This is a genomic window from Anatilimnocola aquadivae (assembly GCF_049819085.1).
Lineage (GTDB): Bacteria > Planctomycetota > Planctomycetia > Pirellulales > Pirellulaceae > Anatilimnocola.
Window position 1 is genome coordinate 2,983,437 of the sequence record NZ_CP187419.1, and the last position, 19,740, is coordinate 3,003,176.

At 58.4% G+C, this 19,740-nt stretch carries 16 protein-coding genes; 8 read left to right on the forward strand and 8 right to left on the reverse strand.

Translation table 11 applies throughout. The features are described 5' to 3' along the window. Positions 1-557 precede the first annotated feature (557 nt). Positions 558-1,307, forward strand: a complete 750-nt coding sequence (locus NA78x_RS12190; RefSeq protein ID WP_425618726.1) for a glycosyltransferase family 2 protein — start codon at positions 558-560, stop codon at positions 1,305-1,307. Positions 1,308-1,660: 353 nt separating this feature from the next. After that, on the forward strand, positions 1,661-2,995 hold the full coding sequence (locus NA78x_RS12195) for a hypothetical protein (protein WP_425618727.1): 1,335 nt from the start codon (positions 1,661-1,663) through the stop codon (positions 2,993-2,995). A gap of 1 nt (position 2,996) precedes the next feature. Here the strand turns inward: NA78x_RS12195 and NA78x_RS12200 are convergent, their stop codons facing one another. The 4 genes from NA78x_RS12200 to NA78x_RS12215 form a co-directional block, all read right to left on the reverse strand. Next, on the reverse strand, positions 2,997-3,563 hold the full coding sequence (locus tag NA78x_RS12200) for a GrpB family protein (protein ID WP_425618728.1): 567 nt from the start codon (positions 3,561-3,563) through the stop codon (positions 2,997-2,999). Between the two features lie 5 nt (positions 3,564-3,568). Then, positions 3,569-4,681 carry a 3-oxoacyl-ACP synthase III gene (locus NA78x_RS12205; RefSeq protein ID WP_425618729.1) on the reverse strand — a complete coding sequence of 371 codons (1,113 nt, stop codon included), beginning with the start codon at positions 4,679-4,681 and terminating at the stop codon, positions 3,569-3,571. 155 nt (positions 4,682-4,836) lie between these two features. Then, the gene (rlmN, locus tag NA78x_RS12210; RefSeq protein ID WP_425618730.1) at positions 4,837-5,934 is read right to left on the reverse strand and encodes a 23S rRNA (adenine(2503)-C(2))-methyltransferase RlmN; all 1,098 of its coding nucleotides are present in this window, start codon (positions 5,932-5,934) and stop codon (positions 4,837-4,839) included. Next, positions 5,912-6,385 (reverse strand): hypothetical protein, encoded by a 474-nt coding sequence (locus tag NA78x_RS12215; RefSeq protein ID WP_425618731.1) that lies wholly within the window; start codon positions 6,383-6,385, stop codon positions 5,912-5,914. The genes rlmN and NA78x_RS12215 overlap by 23 nt, the downstream gene beginning before the upstream one ends. A 241-nt stretch (positions 6,386-6,626) precedes the next feature. Here NA78x_RS12215 and NA78x_RS12220 point away from each other — a divergent pair, with 241 nt between their 5' ends. From NA78x_RS12220 to NA78x_RS12235, 4 genes are all read left to right on the forward strand, one after another. Further along, complete coding sequence (locus NA78x_RS12220) at positions 6,627-7,844, forward strand: M20/M25/M40 family metallo-hydrolase (protein WP_425618732.1); 1,218 nt, start codon at positions 6,627-6,629, stop codon at positions 7,842-7,844. A gap of 21 nt (positions 7,845-7,865) precedes the next feature. Then, positions 7,866-8,171, forward strand: a complete 306-nt coding sequence (locus NA78x_RS12225) for a (2Fe-2S)-binding protein (protein WP_425618733.1) — start codon at positions 7,866-7,868, stop codon at positions 8,169-8,171. Between the two features lie 146 nt (positions 8,172-8,317). After that, positions 8,318-8,665, forward strand: coding sequence for a hypothetical protein (locus NA78x_RS12230; RefSeq protein WP_425618734.1), 348 nt, complete (start codon positions 8,318-8,320; stop codon positions 8,663-8,665). Between the two features lie 125 nt (positions 8,666-8,790). After that, positions 8,791-9,822: a hypothetical protein gene (locus NA78x_RS12235; protein WP_425618735.1), complete on the forward strand. Its 1,032-nt coding sequence runs from the start codon at positions 8,791-8,793 to the stop codon at positions 9,820-9,822. 381 nt (positions 9,823-10,203) lie between these two features. On the opposite strand, the gene NA78x_RS12240 is transcribed toward NA78x_RS12235, so the two are convergent. Then, the gene (locus NA78x_RS12240) at positions 10,204-11,574 is read right to left on the reverse strand and encodes a hypothetical protein (RefSeq protein ID WP_425618736.1); all 1,371 of its coding nucleotides are present in this window, start codon (positions 11,572-11,574) and stop codon (positions 10,204-10,206) included. 92 nt (positions 11,575-11,666) lie between these two features. Between NA78x_RS12240 and NA78x_RS12245 the strand changes: the two genes are divergently transcribed. Continuing rightward, entirely contained in the window at positions 11,667-12,782 is a 1,116-nt protein-coding gene (locus NA78x_RS12245; protein WP_425618737.1) for a mandelate racemase/muconate lactonizing enzyme family protein, read from the forward strand. A gap of 92 nt (positions 12,783-12,874) precedes the next feature. Here NA78x_RS12245 and NA78x_RS12250 read toward each other — a convergent pair whose 3' ends face one another. Beyond that, a complete protein-coding gene (locus NA78x_RS12250; protein ID WP_425618738.1) occupies positions 12,875-14,293 on the reverse strand; it encodes an MFS transporter in 1,419 nt (472 codons plus the stop codon). Between the two features lie 110 nt (positions 14,294-14,403). Between NA78x_RS12250 and NA78x_RS12255 the strand changes: the two genes are divergently transcribed. Next, on the forward strand, positions 14,404-15,177 hold the full coding sequence (locus tag NA78x_RS12255; protein ID WP_425618739.1) for an HpcH/HpaI aldolase family protein: 774 nt from the start codon (positions 14,404-14,406) through the stop codon (positions 15,175-15,177). A 706-nt stretch (positions 15,178-15,883) separates the two neighbouring features. On the opposite strand, the gene NA78x_RS12260 is transcribed toward NA78x_RS12255, so the two are convergent. Both NA78x_RS12260 and NA78x_RS12265 read right to left on the reverse strand, forming a co-directional pair. After that, the gene (locus NA78x_RS12260; protein WP_425618740.1) at positions 15,884-17,170 is read right to left on the reverse strand and encodes a DUF1552 domain-containing protein; all 1,287 of its coding nucleotides are present in this window, start codon (positions 17,168-17,170) and stop codon (positions 15,884-15,886) included. Positions 17,171-17,211: 41 nt separating this feature from the next. Continuing rightward, positions 17,212-19,569, reverse strand: a complete 2,358-nt coding sequence (locus NA78x_RS12265) for a DUF1592 domain-containing protein (RefSeq protein WP_425618741.1) — start codon at positions 19,567-19,569, stop codon at positions 17,212-17,214. Between the last annotated feature and the right edge of the window lie 171 nt (positions 19,570-19,740).

The following is a 19,740-nucleotide window of genomic DNA, read 5'->3' on the forward strand; positions in this document are numbered from 1 at the left end:
GTTCGACTCCTCCTGCTCTGTTCCTGGGGGAAACTCCGATGGTCAGTGTAAATGCAAGTCGCGGGCCAAACTTTTTCTGGCTTTGGGGCTAGCGACCCTAAAACCTGCCTGTTCGTGAAATCTGCTTGTTTTTCCCGCCTCATCTTGGCTGTTCGAGTGGCCAAGTCGCCGGACTAATCCGTCCAACCGGCATCGATCAATCACCATGATTGAAAAGGATACAATCGGTCAGCAATCTTCCAGACGGAAGCCAGCCCCCAATGGTTCGCCAGCTTGCGCAAACCCGCTCAACGACATTTTCCGGTTTCCTGTAAGGTCTTCGCTGGGGAGCGGTAAATCTCGTAGGTCAATTGCAAGCGTACTATATGCCTGGCCGGAATGCGCCCGGAATTCGGAGCGGTTTACCGAATCGCTGGCACTGACGCGGTAGTCACAACCAACGGCCATTAGGCAAGTTGCGGCAACTGCGGAAGAGCTAAAAGATTGACTACTGTACGGCTGTACTTAGAATGCAGCAGACGCCCGTTTCCGTTCCCCTCACCAGAAAAGGTCCTGACATGTCGGAACGCTGGCTGGTCGCTTTGCCCGTTTACAACGAGGTGAAACATGTCGACGGTGTGCTGGATGAAGTGCTGAAGTATTGTCGCGACGTATTGGTCGTGGACGATGGTTCCACCGACGGCACTGCCGATGTACTCGCACGTCGTAAGGATGTTCGCGTCCTACGTCACCCTCAAAATCGCGGCTACGGCGGCGGTTTGATCTCGGCGTTTGAATACGCCCATCAACATGGCTTCGATAAAGTTGTGACGATCGATTGCGATGGTCAGCACGAGCCCAAGCGAATTCCGCTGTTCTTCGAAACCTGTACGCCGGACATCGATATTGTCTCTGGCAGTCGCTACTTGCGTCAATTCAAAGACGACAATGCGGCCCCGGAACAACGCCGCCGGATCAACGAAACGATCACTGCCGAAGTGAACCGTCGGCTGTGCATGGAGCTGACCGACGCCTTCTGCGGGTTCAAGTGCTATCGCGTGGCCGCCGTTCGCAAGTTGGCGATCACCGAAACTGGCTACTCGATGCCGCTCGAACTCTGGGCCCAGGCTGCCTACGCTCGCCTGCGAATCAAAGAGGTCCCTGTACCTCGCATTTACCTCGACGAGAAGCGCTCGTTCGGCGGTGAACTCGACGACGGCGACGTCCGCCTGCAGTATTACTACCTGACGCTGAACCGCGCGATAGCCGCGGCCGAAGCCCAAGGTCTGGCCCGCGACCAAATGATGACCGGGAACTGCTGGCTGTGAACGATCCGGCGGAAACTCCCATCCGCCAGCGGCACCTTCGAGCGCCGCAAGCCGATGATCAAGCGCTGATTGAGCCGAGTGCGCGAAACGCAGATGAGCTCATCCACCGGAATCTTCAGCTTGCTTCTCTCCGGCGGGAACAATCGGCCCCCGAATTAACCCAAAGTCGCTTATTGGGGATTCGGGCGATCGCGCGAATAAGCCTAGCGGCATTTGCGCGTGACTACACGAGTTCCTATCGCGATGTTGAGCCAAATGGAAGCAACGGTGACACGTCCAACGTCTTGCCGATAGTCGCTGCTGGTCACCAGCCCGAGCTATTTCATCCCGGCGTATGGCTCAAAAACTTTGTCTTGAGCAACATCGGACAGTTTTCGAAGTCGGTGACGATTAACCTTGTCGTCGACAATGATACTGCTGGCAGCGCTTCCATTCGCATTCCCGCCGGCTCTCGCGACAACCCGCATTTCGAAGAAGTGCCGATCGACGAGCCAGCGGAGAACATTCCGTTTGAAGAGCGACGTATCGTTTCCGCACAGGCAGTGCGCGATTTTGCTGTGCGATTACGCCAGAAGTTTGATCCCAGCCAGTGGTTTCAAACGGGCCACTCCCCTGCCCTGCTCGTCGATCAGCTTTGGAAGTATGTCGAGCTGCCGAAGGATGGTGCCGCTCCGTTTCCCTTGGGCGAAACGCTCGCGCGAGCACGGCATCGACTCGAACATGACTGCGGGCTCAACACGCTGGAATTACCTCTGAGTCATGTCGCTCGGAGTTTCGAGTTTCGGATGTTCTCGCTACACCTATTGCAGAACCTCGCAAAGCTGCGCGCAGTCTACAACCGCTCCCTCGACGAATACCGAGCCGTCAACAAGATTCGCAGTCACAGCCATCCGGTCCCTGCTCTCGAAGCGGGTGCCGACTGGATCGAAGCTCCCTTTTGGATTTGGACGACCGAGAATCCCCGGCGACAACGACTCTTCGTTCACCAGCAACGGTCGGCGAATGGCGAAGTCACTTTGAAGCTGTCGAACGGCAATCAGCAAGAGTGGGAACTGCGTGGCAAGGACAGTGATTCGTCCCTAGTCGAACAATGGGATGCACTCGAAGCCCGCGGCATAAAAATCCGTCCCCGCGCGCTCATCACCACGATGTACTCGCGTCTTGTGCTCAGTGATCTCTTCATCCACGGCATTGGCGGGGCGAAATACGACGAACTGACCGATGCGATCATTCGGCGGTTCTTTCACATCGACCCACCGGAGTTTTTGACAGTTACTGGCACCGTTCGTTTGCCCATCGAACGGCCAAGCTTCACCGCTAACGATGTGCAGCATGAACGACGGCTGCTGCGAGATACCGATTATCGCCCCGAGGCTTTTTTAGGCGAAGTTGCCGAGCCACTTCGGCCAACATTGACCGCTGCTGCTAAACAGCGTGAAGCACTCCTCGATAGCCGCCATTTCGAATTCCGCCGCGTCCCCAAAGAAACCTATCATCAGCTTGATGATCTCCGCCGGCAGATGTCGAACCTGCTCGTCGGCGTTCGTCAATCGCATGCTGACAAGCTCACCGCGATTCAGCAGCAACTGCAGCACAAGAAGATTCTCGGCAGCCGCGAGTTCAGTTTTGTGCTGTACCCCGCCGACGAACTCCCCGCGAAGCTCGCCCAGATGGCGAAGGGCCAGTGACCTACGCGTCACTCGGGCTTTGTTGCCAGTTCGTATCACGGGCCCAATCTTTTGCAGCCAAGTAGATCAAATCGACGGCCGGATCTTTAACGTCGGGATACGTCTCCGTATCGCGCAGCTCCTTCGCCAACCGCCGTTTCAGTTCTCCATAGGCGGCTGCAGTCGCCGGATGAGCCCGCAGGTAATCGCGAAACAGCAGTGGGTATCGCTGATTGGCTACACCTGCCAGGCGGACGTGCGTGTTCGTCCGTCGCTGGCCGGCTGGTGCTCGAAAGAACCACTTTTGCCAATGTGCGTCTGGCGACGTATCTCCTGGCGGGCGATGGTCCGTAGTGATCTGCACGGCATGGGCATAGCCCAGCGTGATCAGTCCTTGACGCAACTCTTCGCTGAACTCGGCTGCTGTGATCTGCACGTCAATCACATCTTTGGCTGCTAGGCCTGGCACGGCTGTTGAACCAATGTGATCGAGTAGCACAGCCAAGTCGCCTATCATGCAGCGGACCTTGGTGGCGATGATTTGAAACTCAGCTGGCCACTCGGGGCGATAGTCGACGATCTCGATCATCGTCGTTAGGTGGTCGCTGCGAGCGGTTCGACCAGCCGAGTATTCGCGGGCGTGTTCCCTGCGAGCAGACTCTTCTGCCAATCAACAGCCAGCATCACGCAGTTAATGCCACTGCCAATGCCGAGCATCGCCACATGTTCATCGGGTTGGATGAAACCTTGCTCGACGGCGAGGGCCATGGTGATGGGCAAGGCCACGCTGCCGGTATTACCGAGCCAGGGGAACGTGCAGAAGTCGCGTTCCGGCGAGAGCTCGAGCGATTGCAGCATCAGCTTGCGATGCGTGCCGCCGACCTGGTGGCAGATCGAACGATGAATGTCGTCGCTGGTCCAGCCCGATTCGGTGATGAAGTCGAGGTAGGTTTCTTTGCCCGTGGCGATGCCACCCGCGAGCAGCTTTTCGCTGTCGGTTTGCATCAACAACGCGGAACTACCACCTTGATCTTGCATGCCCCCTTCGCACAACTGGTAGTGCTGCGAATGGGAGCGTACGGCGGCGGCTGTCAGCCGATTCTGCGTCTTGCTGATGTTCTTATGCGTGAGCAGCACGGCCGCACTGGCAGAGCCGATGGTGAGCGAGGCAATGGCCGACTTCACGGTTTCGCGCGTGAGTGATTGGTCGGCATTGAGGGCCGCAATGGTGCTCTCAACGAGATGCCGGCTGTCTTCGGTGCCAACCACCAAGCCTGCTTCAATCTGGCCAAGTTCGATCAGGTTGGCGATCTGCACCATGCCCGAGAGCAAGCCAAGGCAGGCATTCGAAACATCGTAAGTCTGGCATCGCTCAGGCAAGCCCAGATGATGATGCACGCGGCAAGCAGTCGCCGGTTCGAGATAATCGCGGCAAACACTGCCGTGAATCAGCGCGCCGATCCGCTGCGGATCGATCCCCGCATTGGCAATCGCTCGGCGGCCACTGACGATGCTCTGTTCGCTCGGCCGCATGCCGCGCGGCCACATGCGTCGCTCGCGAATGCCGCTAATGAGTTCCAAGCGACCTTCGGGCAATCGCAGCCGTTGATAGAGCGGTGCCAGGCGAGCTTCGATTTCATCGCTCGTCAGCACTTCGTCGGGCAACGAGTAGCCAAAAGCTTCCAAGCAAACGTGCTGATATCGCATGACGGTCCAGAGTGATCAATTCGCATTCACGAAGCCCGACGCGTCAGCGAGGGTACATCGCCGAAAAACGCTCGTCTTCAATTATCGCCCGCCGTGCAACTTGGTAAATGGCTGTTTCGTTGGCTGCGGCGAACATTTACACGGCGAAAACATGGCTACGTCGAACCGATTGAAAGGACCGCTGGCGTCGATCGCCGCAACTGCCCGCACGCGGCATCAATCTCCGCTCCTTTTCGTTGGCGGAACTTAATGTTGATCCCACCTTCGATCAGGATATCGCGAAAGCGATTCACGGCCGATGCGGACGGCGTTTGATAGGGCAAGCCCGCGACCGGATTGTACGGTATGACGTTCAGCAGCGCCGTGCGCTTCGCGAGCAAAGACACCAGTTGCTTCGCATGCTGAGGCTGGTCGTTGATGCCCGCGAGCAGGACGTATTCGAACGTCAGACGGCGACCCGAGACTTCGAAATAACGATCGGCGGCGGCAATCACTTCGTCGAGGCCGATGTTTTTGTTCACCGGCACGATCTGATTGCGCAGTTCATCGTTCGGAGCATGCAACGAAACCGCAAGGTGATAGCGAGCATTCCGCTCGCACAATTGGTGCAGTTGCTTGGGCAAGCCGACAGTCGAAATGGTGATGCGGCGGTGACTAATGCCGAGGCCATCGTCGGCTGAAGCTTCGTCGAGCGCGAGCAGGACGTTGTCGAGATTCGCAAGTGGCTCGCCCATGCCCATCACCACGATGTGGCTCAAACGCTCTTCAGCGGGCAGCAATCGCTGCAGGAGCAACATCTGTTCGATGATTTCGGCCGCCGTCAGATTGCGGTCGACGCCGTCGAGGCCGCTGGCGCAAAAGACACAGCCCATCGCACAGCCCACCTGGCTGCTGATGCAAATGCTGCGACGATCACCATCACGCAGCAGCACGCACTCAATGCGTCCGGGTACTCCCGGCAAAGAGTCGCCGCCAGCTAGCTCGAGCAGCAGCTTTTCGGTTCCATCAGCAGACTGCTGATGCTTCACGACGCTAGCCGTCCACAGCTGCCATTCAGCGGCCAATTCGTCCCGCAGCTTTTTGGGCAGGTCGTTCATCTCGCCGAAATCTTTGGCCCGCCGCTCATAGATCCACTTGCGAATCTGCGCGGCGCGATACGCCGGATAGCCATGGTCTTTGAGCCAGGTTTTGAGAGGGGCCGGATTGGGGTCGAGCAGAGATTGCATACGCCTATTCTGACACGCGAGCGTCATTTCTCCCAGGGCTCAAATTGGCCTGAATTGCCGCGATTTTCTCGGCCAGTCCCCCGCTGGCGAGATCCGCCTGAAAGCTCTCCAGGTCGGTATAGACCGCATGGCTGCAATACTTGATCGTCCAGTTCAGTGTGAGCGGGCTGATGGCAATCACCACGCGGTTCGCTCGCCAGGCCTCCCACATTTCGATCGCCGTTCCCATCGAAGCCTCAGGGACGAAGGCAATCAGCACGTCGATTTGCCCGCACAGCCGGTTGTGAAACAGGAACACCTCGCGGGCTCGATCTTCGGTGTAATCGAGCGACAGTTGATGATCGGCCAGCGGGTCGTAGACCTCCGCATGGGGCAAATGCTGTTCGAGCAACTGCCGCAACTGGCCCCGATAACCCTGGTAGTGCATGACCGCACCCAAGTGCGAACCCTGCATGATCCCCGCAAGAAAGATACGCACAACCAACTCTCCTGTGACACGTCGCGAAACAAGGCTGTCTATAATACCGACCAACTTCTACCGTCGTCCGGCGATCAAGTAGTACATTTCGCCCCCGCCCCTGCGGCGGGGGTTCAACGGCTTTTGCACTACTTGACGGCCAAAACGCATGGCTAGTGCAAAGGCCGTTGAACCCCCGGGGCAGGCCCGGGGGCGTTTGAACGAGCGATAGAATCGCGCGCGACAATACTTGAGAATCACCATGCCGAAAAAGTCTACTGAGTTGAAAGTACCGCCCCCCTCCCCTGCCCTGCCTGCGCCCGATCTTGTTCGCGCCGAAAAGATGATTCTCGATCTGCTTCCCATACCGGGCAAAAGTGGTGAAGAAGGCAAAGTCGCCGAGTTCATTCGCCAGCAGTTGCTCGCGGCAGGTGCCGACGAGAAGGCGATTACCTTTGACAATGCCAACCGCAGCACGCTGATCAAAGGGGAAATCGGCAACCTGATTTTCAAGCTGCCGGGAACGAAGAAGGCGCCGCGACGCATGCTTTCGGCGCACATGGACACAGTGCCGATCTGCGTTGGTTGCCAGCCTGTAGTGGATGGCGATTTTGTGAAGTCGGCGAATCCTGCGACGGGTCTCGGCGGCGATGATCGCGCGGGCGCGGCGACGGTTCTTACGGCCGCGCTGGAGATTCTGCGTCAAAAGCTGCCTCATCCGCCGCTGACGTTCTGTTGGTTTATTCAGGAAGAGATTGGCCTGCAAGGCTCTCGCTGCCTGCAAGTGCCGCTGCTGGGCAAGCCCGCGATGGCTTTCAATTGGGATGGTGGCGCGCCGGAGAAACTGACTATCGGTGCGACTGGCGGCTATCGCATGGAAATCAAGATCGACGGCCAAGCCAGTCACGCTGGGGTCGCGCCCGAACGCGGCATCAGCGCGATCGCCATTGCCTCGATCGCGATTGCCGAGCTGCAACGCAATGGTTGGCATGGTCTGGTCGTGAAGGGGAAGAATCGCGGCACTAGCAACGTCGGCTTCATTCATGGCGGCGAAGCCACCAACGTCGTCACCGATCTGGTCACGCTCAAGGCCGAAGCCCGCAGCCACGATCCAACGTTCCGCGCCAAGCTCATCAAGGAAATCGAACAAGCCTTCCATCGCGCCGCCAAGGAAGTGAAAAACAGTGAAGGAAAACGGGGCAAGGTAACCATCGAAGGCCGGCTCGATTACGAGTCGTTCCAACTGGCGGAAGACGCTCCCTGCGTACAATTGGCCGGTGAGGCAGCGCGAGCCATCGGCCGCGAACCGATTCACGCCATCAGCAACGGCGGCGTCGATGCCAACTGGACGAACCTGCACGGCATCCCCACGGTCACGCTCGGCTGCGGCCAAAAGAACGTCCACATGACCAGCGAAATGCTCGACCTGCCGATGTATCGCGACGCCTGCCGCATCGCCCTCCATCTGGCCACCGCGTAACTCAACCGCAAAGGACAAAGGATGAATCTCGACGAGGAACTTTGTCTCTGCTTTCACGTCTCGCGCCGTAAGGTCGTCAATTTCATTCGCATCGAGAAGCCCAAGCGGCCAGCTCAGCTGAGTGAATGCTTTGGCGCTGGTACGGGTTGCGGTTGGTGCCGTCCGTTTCTTGAACGCCTCTTCGAACAAGCGGTGCTCAAGGGCGAAACCGCGATCGACTTTCCCGATGCCGACGAATATGCCAAGCTGCGATCGAAATACGTCCTGTCCGGCGGCGGCACCCCGCCCCCTGGAGCTACACCCATCGCAAAGCCGGACGAAGAGTAAACGGGAGCCATCCAACAAGCTTGGAATCCCCGCCCACGACGCTGGCGATCGATCCTGCCAAGGCAACTGGCAGTCCGGCCCGCAATTCGCTATCATTACGGCACTTCCCATCCTTCCTCTCAACAGTCCCTTAGGGCATTTGGTCCATGGCACGTAAAGTTATCAATCGCCGTGAGTTGCGTAACCAGTCTGACGCCGCCGAGGCTCGTGGAGCCGGGGCCGACGATGTGGAAGTCGAATTGGTGGAAGGTGAAGACGGCGAAGGCAAACCTACCAAAAAGAAGAAAGCCGCAACCAAGCGCAAGAGCCGTGCCAAGAGCACTGAGCCCGCTCGGTTGAAGCTCTTCTGGGGCGTGTTCAACCAGGCTTCGAAGCGCATCGCCAAGTACGACTTCACCCAAAAGAAGCAGGCCGAAGCCAAGGCTGCTGAACTCTCGGCTGGTGGCAAGAACCAGCACTTTGTGGCGAAAGTGAAGGAAGCGGTCGAAGAGTAGTCTTCGCACGTAGTTGGCAATGCACGCGGGGCGCTCGTTCCACCTCTTGGAATTGCCCCGCCCATGTCCCATAGTTGTGGCTCGTTGGACTTGAGAATTTCGTTCCAAGTACCGAAAGGCCTGCCATGACTGACCGCCAGATTGTGCGCCCGAATCGTCTCGATCTCGATTCTCCCGGCCGTCGCGATTACTGGGTCGCCCTCGAGCACGACAGCATCTGGGGCGATCATCTGATGCCCCTGACGGTTTTCGTCGGCCCGGATGCCAAACCTGGCGAAGGTCTGCTGGCCACCGGTTCGAATCATGGCAACGAATACGAAGGGCCCGTCGTCCTCAAGCATTTGATTCGCGAGATCAAACTGGCCGATGTCTTGGGCCGGATCATTCTCATTCCAGTCTTGAACCCCGGCGCGTTCCTCGCCGGCACACGCGAAAGTTCGCAAGACGATCGGGTCAACTTGAATCGCGCGTTTGTGCCGGGCGCGGGAGTGACTCCATCGCTGGGCGGCATCACGCACCGAATCGCCGCGTTTGTACGCGAGTATCTGTGGCCGCGTGTGCATGTCGTGCTCGATCTGCATTCGGGGGGCGATGTCGCCCGCTTTGCCATTTGTGCCAACTATCACCCGGTCGACGACCCGGTCCTGGCTCGCAAGATCGAAGAAACCGCCCGTTGGTTCGGCACTCCGGCGCTGATGGTTTATCAAAACCTGACGCCCGGGCTGCTCCCCAGCGAGGCCGAGAGTCTCGGCAAGATCACCGTCGGCACCGAGCTTGGCTGGGGCCGAGCGGTGAATAACGAAGGAGTGCGCTACGGTCGCCACGGCGTGCTCGCAGCCGCGATTCACAACGGACAACTGCGCGGCACCATCGAACCCATCGCCCATCACGCGGCCGGGACCCAGCGAAAATTGGAAATGGTCGATCGCTCTTGCTTCACCGTTGCGCCCTTTGCCGGCCACTACGAACCGCTCATCGATTGCGGTACTGCCGTCAAGCAGGGGCAAACGGTCGGTCTGCTGCACGACTTCGATCACATCGACCAGGAACCTTGGCCGGCCAAGGCAGGTGTCGACGGTGTAGTCCTCGCCCAGGCCTGGGTCGCCCCGGTTCCGCGCGGCCAGCACATTGTCGTTGTCGGTCGCGACATCACTTAGCATCTGTCACTCCTTTTGTCCAAAAACCCCCTGTTCCTCGTGGCGACGAATCGCAAACTTCACCGCGAGTTTGATAACCAGATTTGATAACTATTTGAGCACTTTTTTCGCGATAACCAATTTTCCGAACCGCCAGCCAGCATTCAACTTGCGAAAAATAAAGCGAATATTCTGACGAAATGCTGATAACCATTTGAGAACCATCTTTCGGGTGGTTCTCAGGCTCCTTTTTTTGCCCGAGCAACACACGAACCTGAGTTGTACTTAACCGCTTCGTGCTCGACGAGCGCGCAAACAATCGCCAACCCTATCAGACGCTTGGCGCGTGACTAGTCTGGTCACAGATGGTAAATAAATATTTCAGATGTGTTTGGCACGTCATTAGTTTTTCACACAGCGAATCACCCCGAGCATCGCCTCCACCATGGCAGGCCCCGATTCGGGGGTGAAAGGAAACTGGTTACAGTACTTGGGAGATTGATAGCCGGCGTAACTCTTGGCGGCAATGTCGTGGGCATCGGGCAAATAGCCCACGCGACCGTTGGCATAGCAGGCGAACATTAGCCCAGGGACGTCGGCCCGCGCACGAATCGCGAGGGCGAAGGGACTGAAGAACTCGCTGCTATTGGCCACCAGATATAAGTCGCCAATCCGGAGTGCCTGAACTTCAGTTCGCAACACTTCCTCGCGCGTTTCAAAATCTTGCAGCATCAGGTCGGTCCATTCCAGGTGAAAGCGACACATGGCCCGCACGGCCTTCCGCTCGTCCCCTCCATGACGCAGCACCATGTCGTCGGGGTTGTTCGTCATCGAACGACCGATGCTCTCACGCCAACCGCTGATGTCGTCGTCCGCCAGGCGGCGAGCAGCTTCGCTGCGGTCGGCTTCGATTTCTTGACGCGTCCAGCGGCGCGTGGGGAGTTCTGCATACGCTTGCGCGGCACCGACAATCGGCGTTTCCACCCGCTCGGCATTCTGTAGAGCGGACACCGCAGCGGTCAGCAACTTCTCGGCTGGTTCCCGAAACCGCTCGGGCGAGACGTACTCGCGCAAAAAATTGACATCGCCGCAGGCACCTTGCACATAGAGTGCCTTCGCGCCGGGATAGGCCGCTTCGAGACCATCGCAAATCAGCCCCGGAACGTCGCGACTCACACTCCCGGGTCGCCACTGCGTGGTAACCGTCGGATGAGCGCCGTAATTTGCCACCACGGCAATCGTCTGCCCCGGATGAGTGACGCTATCGATGCGCAGTAGCGTGAGCAGGGAATCGACGACACCCGCCGGACGGGTGCGATTAAAGCTGATGCCTGCCACATCGACAGCCGCCTGTGAGAGCCGCGCGGGTGCCAGTGACTTCCAGGCCAGAATGGCCGCGGTCGCAGCCTGCTGACCGGCCAACTGTTCGTACAGGGGATGACATTCGCCCACGCCGCGCAGGCCGCCCGCGGCCGGTGCGTTATGGCTGTGTGAACAAGCGAGCATGATCGCTGAGCCGGGAATGCCGGTCGCGGCGGTGATCAAATCGCGCGTTCGCTGTGTGAAGGCTTCGTCGATGAGCATCAAATCGAGCGTGATCAAAATCGCTGTCTGCTCGCCATCACTCACGACGAGGGCGGTGGCGAAGAGCGGATCGGCGATCCGTTCCCAACGTCGCTCGATGTAATACCCCCAGCCTGTGAGTTCCACGCCCCAAAAGGGCGTGATTTCACGGCGCGCAACTCCCGCTAGAAATGTCTTCGGCGCTGACATTGTTACTCCTGATGATTCGTGGTGTGTGTCAACCTATACTCGGCACTGCCATCTGTCACCTTTGAATCATTAGCAATCGTTCGAGCCCCCCGATGCACATCACTCGGATTGAAGCCTTCCCCGTTCGCATTCCCCTGAAGCCCGAACGGCGGATGATCTCGGCCTTGGGTAAGCACGATGTTTCGGAGTTCACCCTCGTCCTCGTCCATACCGATGACGGCCTGATCGGGTTAGGTGAAGCGACCGTCACTCCCCGCTGGAGCGGCGAGACGGCCCGCGGAGCGCAGGTCATCATCGAGCAAGTCTTCACACCGGTGCTGTTGGGGTGCGACCCGCGCGACATGGAGGAAATCGATGCGCGCCTCGATGCAGTGGCCGTCGATAACTGGTTCGCTAAAGCAGCGCTTGAAATGGCCTGCTGGGATATCGCCGGTAAAGCGGCGAACCAGCCTGTGTACGAGCTGCTCGGCGGTGCGTGTCGACCACTCACGATTCGGAATCGCTTTTCACTCGGTGCTTACACGCCCGAGATCATTCGTGAGCGGGCACTCGCGCTCGTGGCAGCCGGCTTCGATACGCTCAAGGTGAAAGTAGGAACCGACCCGGCGGCGGATGTGATCCGCGTGCGCACTGTGCGGGAAGCGATCGGGCCCGATGTGAAACTGACCATCGACGCCAACGGCGGTTGGAACGAAGCCCAGGCTCTCGACTGTCTGCGCCAGCTGGCCGATTGCAACCTGACGCTCGTCGAGCAACCCCTGCCGCGCAAGAACTTTTCAGGGCTGAAACGCCTGCGGGCCATCACCGGCCAGAAGATTTTGGCCGACGAAAGCTGCTTTGACGAAGTCGAAGCCCGTGAATTGATCGAGCAAGGCTGCTGCGACGCCATTAGCGTGTATCCGGGCAAGCAGGGAGGCATTCGCAAAGCACGGCGCATTGCGCAACTGGCCGGCGAACATCAGATTCCCTGCACGATCGGTTCGAATCTCGAATGGGATATCGGCGCCGCCGCGATGTTGCACTTCATCGTCGCCACGCCCAACATGCAGGTCGAACTCTATCCCGGCGATTGCCTCGGCCCTTTCTATCACGAAGCATCCCTGGCCAAGAATCCGCTCCAGATCGAAGGGCCTTTCACTACGCTTCACGCTGGCCCCGGGCTGGGCATTGAATTGGATTACGATCAGGTGCAACGATTGCGCGCTTAGAGTTCAAGGTTTAAGGTTCAAGGTTGGAAGGACAAGAGTGCTCACTTCCCCAACCTGAAACCTAAACTTGAAACCTTAAACTCTCTGGGCATCTACGCTGCCGGCTCAGGTAGAGCAGCAACGCGTTCCAGCGACTTTGTGCAATCGACCATCAGCCAGCAAAGACCGCTGGCGAGGTACATGCCGGCGAGTAGGTAGAAGAGTGGATCCCAACTGGTGACCCTTGTGAGTTGTTCCGCAACCAGGACTTCGCGCGTGAACAGATCGAGCAGTTTGCCAAAGACGAGGGGCATGACGATGCCGCCGATCGTGCCCGAGGTGTTGATGATGCTGAAGACGGTGGCGCTGTAGCGGCCACCCATATCGGTGCAAGTGCCCCACACCGTGGGCTGGCTCCAATCGCCAAAGAACTTGGCAAACATCAGCATGAAACCGGCGGCGGTTGCCGAGTCTTGCCGCACGACCAGCAGCAGCATGACGCAGCCAATTACTTTGCCGCTGAAGCCCACGCCCGAGCGACTCCAACGCCGGTTGCCAGTCACGTGAATGAAAAACTCATTGAGCCAACCTCCCATCAGCCCGCCCAGCGCGCCGCCGATGAGTGGCAAACTTGTCCGCCAGCCCGAGCCGGAAAGTTGCAGATTGTGCGCCTGCAAAAAGAAACTGCCGATCAGTGAGACGAATGCGATATCGGACCCCGCATCGCAAAATTGTTGCACCGTGAACCAGCGCAAGCTGACACTGCGAACCGCATTGCCCCAGGGAAGCATAGCCGGTTGAGAGGCAGTCGCGACCGGCTTCAATTCCTCTGGACCGCGAATGATCTCACGCTCGGCATCGTTCACGCGCAAGTCTTGAGCGGGCGAATCGGCAAACAGAATCCAAAACAGCACGCCGTAGAGCAACCCGCAGGCGCTAAGCCACAGCAGGCCACTTTGCCACGTCATTCCTAGCCAGCCCATCATCACGGTGCCAAAGATGATCGACGAGAGTGCCCCGCCACTTCGTCCTGCGGTCGAAGCAATCAGCCCTTGCAAGGCGGTGCGCCCGACGGGTGAGAACCAGACCTTGCTAGCCTTGGTGAGCGCCGGATAGCAACCTGCTTGGGCGGCGCCGAACAAAAGTCGGGCGACGCCAATTAGGGCCATTACCAGCGTCAAGTTCGTGACCGAGGACGATCCGCTGGACAGAAACCACGATACGCCCACGAGCGACGCGATGGCCAGCGACCAGAGCAAAATGCTGAGCGACAGAAATGTACGAGGCCCCCAGCGATCGATGATCACTCCACTGGGAACCTGCCCGCCCGCATAGGTGTAATAGAAGAGCGAAAAGAGAAAGCCCATCTGCGTTTCGTTGATGCCGAACTGCTTCTGGATCTCGGGCTTGATGAAGTTCCAGGTGTACCGATGCAAGTACAAGAGGAACGAAGCTCCGCACGCCAGAATGAGGATCAACCAGCGAATGCCCGTGGGTCGCTGATCGGATAGGGCAGGCTTGGGTTCAGCCATGAAGGGGCAATTTGCTCGAGGTAGGTGCTGGTAGGGGCGGGAGGGCTCCCCCAGAATACGCTTTCCCTTCGATCAATCAAGCAGAACTCCCGCTCCCCTCGAAAGAAACCATGAACGCGAAGACGCTCAAAGACAAACTGATGCGCGGCGAGACCGTCTATGGCACCATGATCCAGCATGCGATGAATCCGGCGATCGTCGACTTCATTCCACCCGGCGCGCTGGATTTTGTGATTGTCACCGCCGAACACAACGCGCTCGACATCGCCGACTTTCTACCGTTGCGATATGCGCTGGCCGCGAAAGGCATCGTCTGCCTGGCGCGCACGCATAGCCGCGACCCAGACGATGTTTCGAAAGTCTGCGATAGCTTCGATGGTGTCGTGGTGCCGTATGTCGAAGACATTGAGCACGCTAAACGTCTCGCCGCGGCAGCCGTCTATCGTCCGCTCAAGGGAGCGGCACTCGATCGCGTGCTGAAGGAAAACAAATGGCCCAGCGAGAGAACGAAAAAATACTGCTTCGAAGAACGCTGTGCCGACACGCTCTTCATTCCGATGATTGAGTCGGTGGAAGCAGTCGATAACCTGGAAGCAATTTGCTCGATCCCCGGCGTGAATGCCGTGTTCGTCGGTCCGAACGACCTGACCACCAGCATGGGCATTCCCAACGAGTACGATCACCCTGACCTGATCGCCATGATGAAACGAATCATCGAAATCGCCGATCGCCAGCACATCGCCGCCGGCAGTTGGTTCGGCAAGGTCGAACAGCAACAACGTACCATTCGCCAAGGGGCGCGCTTCGTCGTCTACTCCAACGATTCATCGATGATGCGCGACGCGATGCAGTTAGCATTCGGGGCGATGAAAATTCCCATGTAGCCCGACGCGTCAGCGAGGGGACAGGCCCTGCCTGCAAAGAACTTTGTGGCATGGTTTTGGATCGTTGCCATTGCCAGCCACTCAAGTCATTGAAATCGGCGTGGATCATCCTGCGCATCTCGCACGTACAAGATTGCCGCCTCCAAGGATGCCTCATCATGGATCCAACGAATACTACCTCGCTCTGTCCACCAATTGCTGCGAAGATCGTTCGCAGTTGAATGGTGGTTCCTTGCAAATTGCTTCAATCGACGAGTGCACCAAGCCTTGAGCTGCTCACGAATCGTCTTCGGCGGTTGCGGCGCAGAGAGCACTACATGCAGATGGTTGGAGCGGCAATTGATCGCATGGAGATGCCATTGCTTGTAGGAGCATGTCTCAGCGACTTGAAATTGAACTTGCTCGCGTTGCGCGGACGTAAGTCGCACGCTGTCGTCCGTCATTCTTGCCGCGCACTCAAGTTCCCAAACTGGATCGGGAGCCTGAAATCCTTGCCGATATTCAACCCACCCTCGCTCATCGCCTGGTAACCAGGTGCCGTAAGTTGACCAAGTCAGGAAGTAGGCTATTGGAGCATCATTGCGCATCGAGTAGCTCTCGGTCGTCCTTGCTCAGGAATTGGAAGCCAAGAATTGACCAATTGTGCTGTAGTGAAAGTCAATTTGAACAGCTCCCTCGCTGACGCGTCGGGCTACGTGGTGAAGCACTACGCCAATTCAAACCCGGGCATGGTGCCGTTGCTGGAGCCGAAGGAATCGATTTCGAGGCCGAGGCGCTGGAGCATCTGCACGTAGAGGTTGCACAAAGGCGGGTTCTTTTTGGGGTCGAAGGCCAGGTGCTGGCCATGTTTGAAACCGCCGCCCGCGACCACGATGGGCATGTTGCTGTTGCTATGGCTGCTGGCGTTGCCCAGGTTGCTGCCGAAGAGAATCGTGGTGTGATCGAGCAGGTTACCGCCCGCTTCGTGAGTCGCCTTGAGCTTGGCAAGTAACTCGCCGAAGAGCTTCATCTGCTCGATTTCGATAATCTTGAGTTCGGCCAGTTTGGCGGGATCCTGGCCGTGGTGCGAGAGGTTGTGCCAGTCCTGTGATACGCCGTCGATCTTCGGCACCGCATTCATGCCGGAAAAGGCAAACGTAATGAAGCGCGTCGAGTCGGTTTTGAAGGCGAGACACATCAGGTCAACCATCAGGCGGACGCGCGCGGCGACTTCTTTGCTGTCGGTTACATCGACGGGCACCTTGGCATCGACCACGGGCTTGGGCTGCTTCGCCCAGGCCTGAGCTTTTTGCAGGCGTTGTTCGACATCACGCACGGCGGCAAAGTACTCGGCCAGTTTTTCGCGGTCGTTCTTGCCGAGATTTTTTTCGAGGGTCTGGGCTTCTGCGAGCACTGTGTCGATTACGCTTTCGCCTTGCGAGAGGCGGTCGACTTGTGAACGAATTTCCGCAGGCGAACCCTCGACGAACATCTTTTTAAAGATGGCGGACGGCCGCTCTTGCGCGGGAATGGCAACGCCGTTGCGCGTGTGCGATAAGCCACGACTCGAGGAAGATGAAAGGACCAGCGACGAGAAGCGGGTATCGGGGGCCAGGCGTTCGACCGCGAACTGATCGAGCGAGATCGTGTTTTTGAAGCTGTCGGAACGAGGATGCGGAGCGGCGGTGAGGTACGAAGCTTCTGCCGAGTGACCACCGTCGACGTCCGGATGCGAGAGTCCTGAAAAGACGGTGTAGTCGTTGCGAAAATCTTTGATCACGTCCAGATAAGGCGAAGGTTCGTAGTCTTTACCGGTTTGCTTGGGAAACAGGTTTTCGGTGTGCAGGCCAAGCGTGGTGTTAATGCAAAGCAATCGCTGCGGCGCGGGAACATTGGGCTTTCCCTCAGCGGCGTTGGTCGCGCGGCGGTGGATGGTCTGCTCGAAGACCGGCAGGGCCAAGGCAACACCAGCAGCACGCAGAAACAAGCGGCGAGAGTAGCGAGATTCGAGCATGGGTTCGGTTCGTCCGTGGGAGAGGCGTTTTTTGAACAATGTTATTTGTTGCGGAACAATTCGCTTTGCACGGCCGCATGCACCAGCGAGCGAAGACCATACTTTTGCTGCTTGACTTGAGCAACAATCTTTTCGATTTCTGGCTGATCGCCGTATTCTAAGCCTGCGCCGGTGGCATAGACCATTAGTTTCTGGCTCACGGCCCGCGCGACCTGATCGGGATCGGTGAGCAGCAATTGTTTGAACTCGGCGAGGTCAGCAAACTTGCGACCATCCTTGAGGACGTCGCCGGCTTCGACCTGCGGCCCCCAGCCATAGCCGGGGCGAGCGAGAAACTTCGAGTAGCTGGTTTCAGGGACTTTCACTTTCTCTTTCGTACCGAGTGCGCGATACTTTTCGCGGTACCCACCGATGACATCGTAGCTCTCAAGGGCAAAGCCAGGCGGATCGATCTCGGCATGACAGGCGCGGCAGCTATCGATATCGCGATGCTTCGAAAGTTGATCGCGAATGGTGACGGCGCCGCGAATATCGGGCTCGATCGCCGGTACGCTGGCCGGTGGTGGTTTGGCCGCTTGGCCCATGATGCGATCGAGGACCCAGACGCCGCGCAGCACCGGCGAAGTGGTGGTTCCGTTCGCGGTGACCTTCAAAATGCTGGCGTGCGTGAGGACGCCGCCGCGGTGAGTAGCGGGCGAGATGGGAACGCGGCGCAGTTCGGTGCCGTGGATGTCAGCGATGTTGTAGTGCCGAGCGAGGCGGCCATTGAGGATCGCGAAATCGGAATCAATGAAATTGAGAACAGGCAGGTCGCGCTTCAACAATTCATCGAAGAACAGTTGCGTCTCGCGAACCATCGACCACTTCAGCAGTTCGTCGTATTCGGGATAAAGCTGGGTGTCGGGAGTCGTCGAGTCGATCTCGCGCAGGCTCAGCCATTGGCCGGTGAAGTTGTCCACAAACCGCTGGCCCTTGGGATCAGCGAGCAGACGTTCGGTCTGAGCCCGCAGGATCTCGGGCTTGTGCAATTCACCCTTGGCGGCGAGACGGAACAATTCGTCGTCAGGCAGGCTGCTCCACAGGAAATAGGAGAGCCGCGAGGCGAGCGCGAAGTCATCGAGTTTGCCGGCCGGTTCTTGCAGATAGAGGAATCGGGGCGAGCAGAGAATCGCTTTGATCCCCAGCCGCAGCGATTCGTCGTACGGCTTGCCCGCGTCGAGCGAACTCTTTACCAGCGACAGATAGGGCTGCAGATCTGCGGCGGCTGTCGGGCGGCGAAAAGCGCGCGGCAGAATGCGACTCAGCGTCTTCGTGGCGTCTTCGATCGTTCCCTTTTTGGGATCCGCATCGCCAAGGACGCGCTGGTAGCTCTCCGTCGGCCAGGTTTCCGGCAGCGGACCTTCGAACTCAACCGAACTGACGGCAATCGACGGACCCGGATAGTCTGCAAACTCTTTGACGTACGTCCTTGGCAGCGAAACTGGCTCGACCTTGATCGTTTCCCGCGGCGCGAGCCGAACGACGATCTCAATAACCTGATTGGTGCCCGCATGGACGTCGTAAAAGCCTACCCGTCGGGCAGAGCCGGCGGCGGTGTTGAAATTGCCGGCGAGCAGGGCCAGCGCGAGTGGTGTTTCCGATTGGTGCGCGCGGGCTGTGATCTTTACCCGATACAGCCCCGGTTCCTTGGGCCGAAACTTCGAGATCTGCGTGGGATTTCCTTCGGAGCGAAAGAGGTAGGTGTCTTCGCCGTCGAAATGGCACCCTTTGAAGTACGAGGGAATGCTGTCTTTTAGTAAGTGTGGTTCGGTGGCTGGCGGGGCTTTGGTCAGCGGGGCAACGGCAGCAGTGAAGACCGCGTCGGCCGCTTCGAGGTATTGCTCAATGAGAACCGGTGAGACGTTGAGCGCCGAGCCGACATTGTCGAAGCCAAAGGCGATCGTATCTTCGGGCAGCAGTTCCTTCACCGCGACATCGACGGCGAACAGATCGCGGACGGTGTTTTCGTACTCGGTGCGATTCAAACGCCGGAGAACTACGCGCCCCTCGGCACGACGGGCGAGCGTTGCGGAATCGAGATGGGCGGCCATGCGACGGATCACGGTCGTCACGTCGGCAGCAGGCGGGCGAGGTTCTTTTTCGGGAGGCATGTCGCCGGCCCGTAGGCGAGTGACTATTCCCTGCCAGCGCTCAAAGGTCTGGTCGTCGGCGAGGTCGGTTCCCAACTGATCGAGCCGCAACTCTCCTTCAGCCTTCTTGTCGCCGTGGCAGCGATTGCAATGCTGCGAGAAAAAAGTCGTCACCTGCTGATCGAGCGGGGCGGCCTGTGCAAGCGCGCAGCAGGCCAGCAGTTGTCCCCAAGCAAGGATCGTCACTCTCGATACGAACCGGCAATTCATCTCGGCTACCTCCGCCAATACGATGCGCGAAGCTGTCAGTTTATGCGTCCGCCGGAGGAGAAGCGAACAAGTTGTGCGAGTGTTTGGTGGGTGCCTTGGGAGTGTTCAGGAGTTTGAACGTCTTGATGAAGTGATAACGAAGTGACCAATCCGGGGAACTTGCCGGCCCAA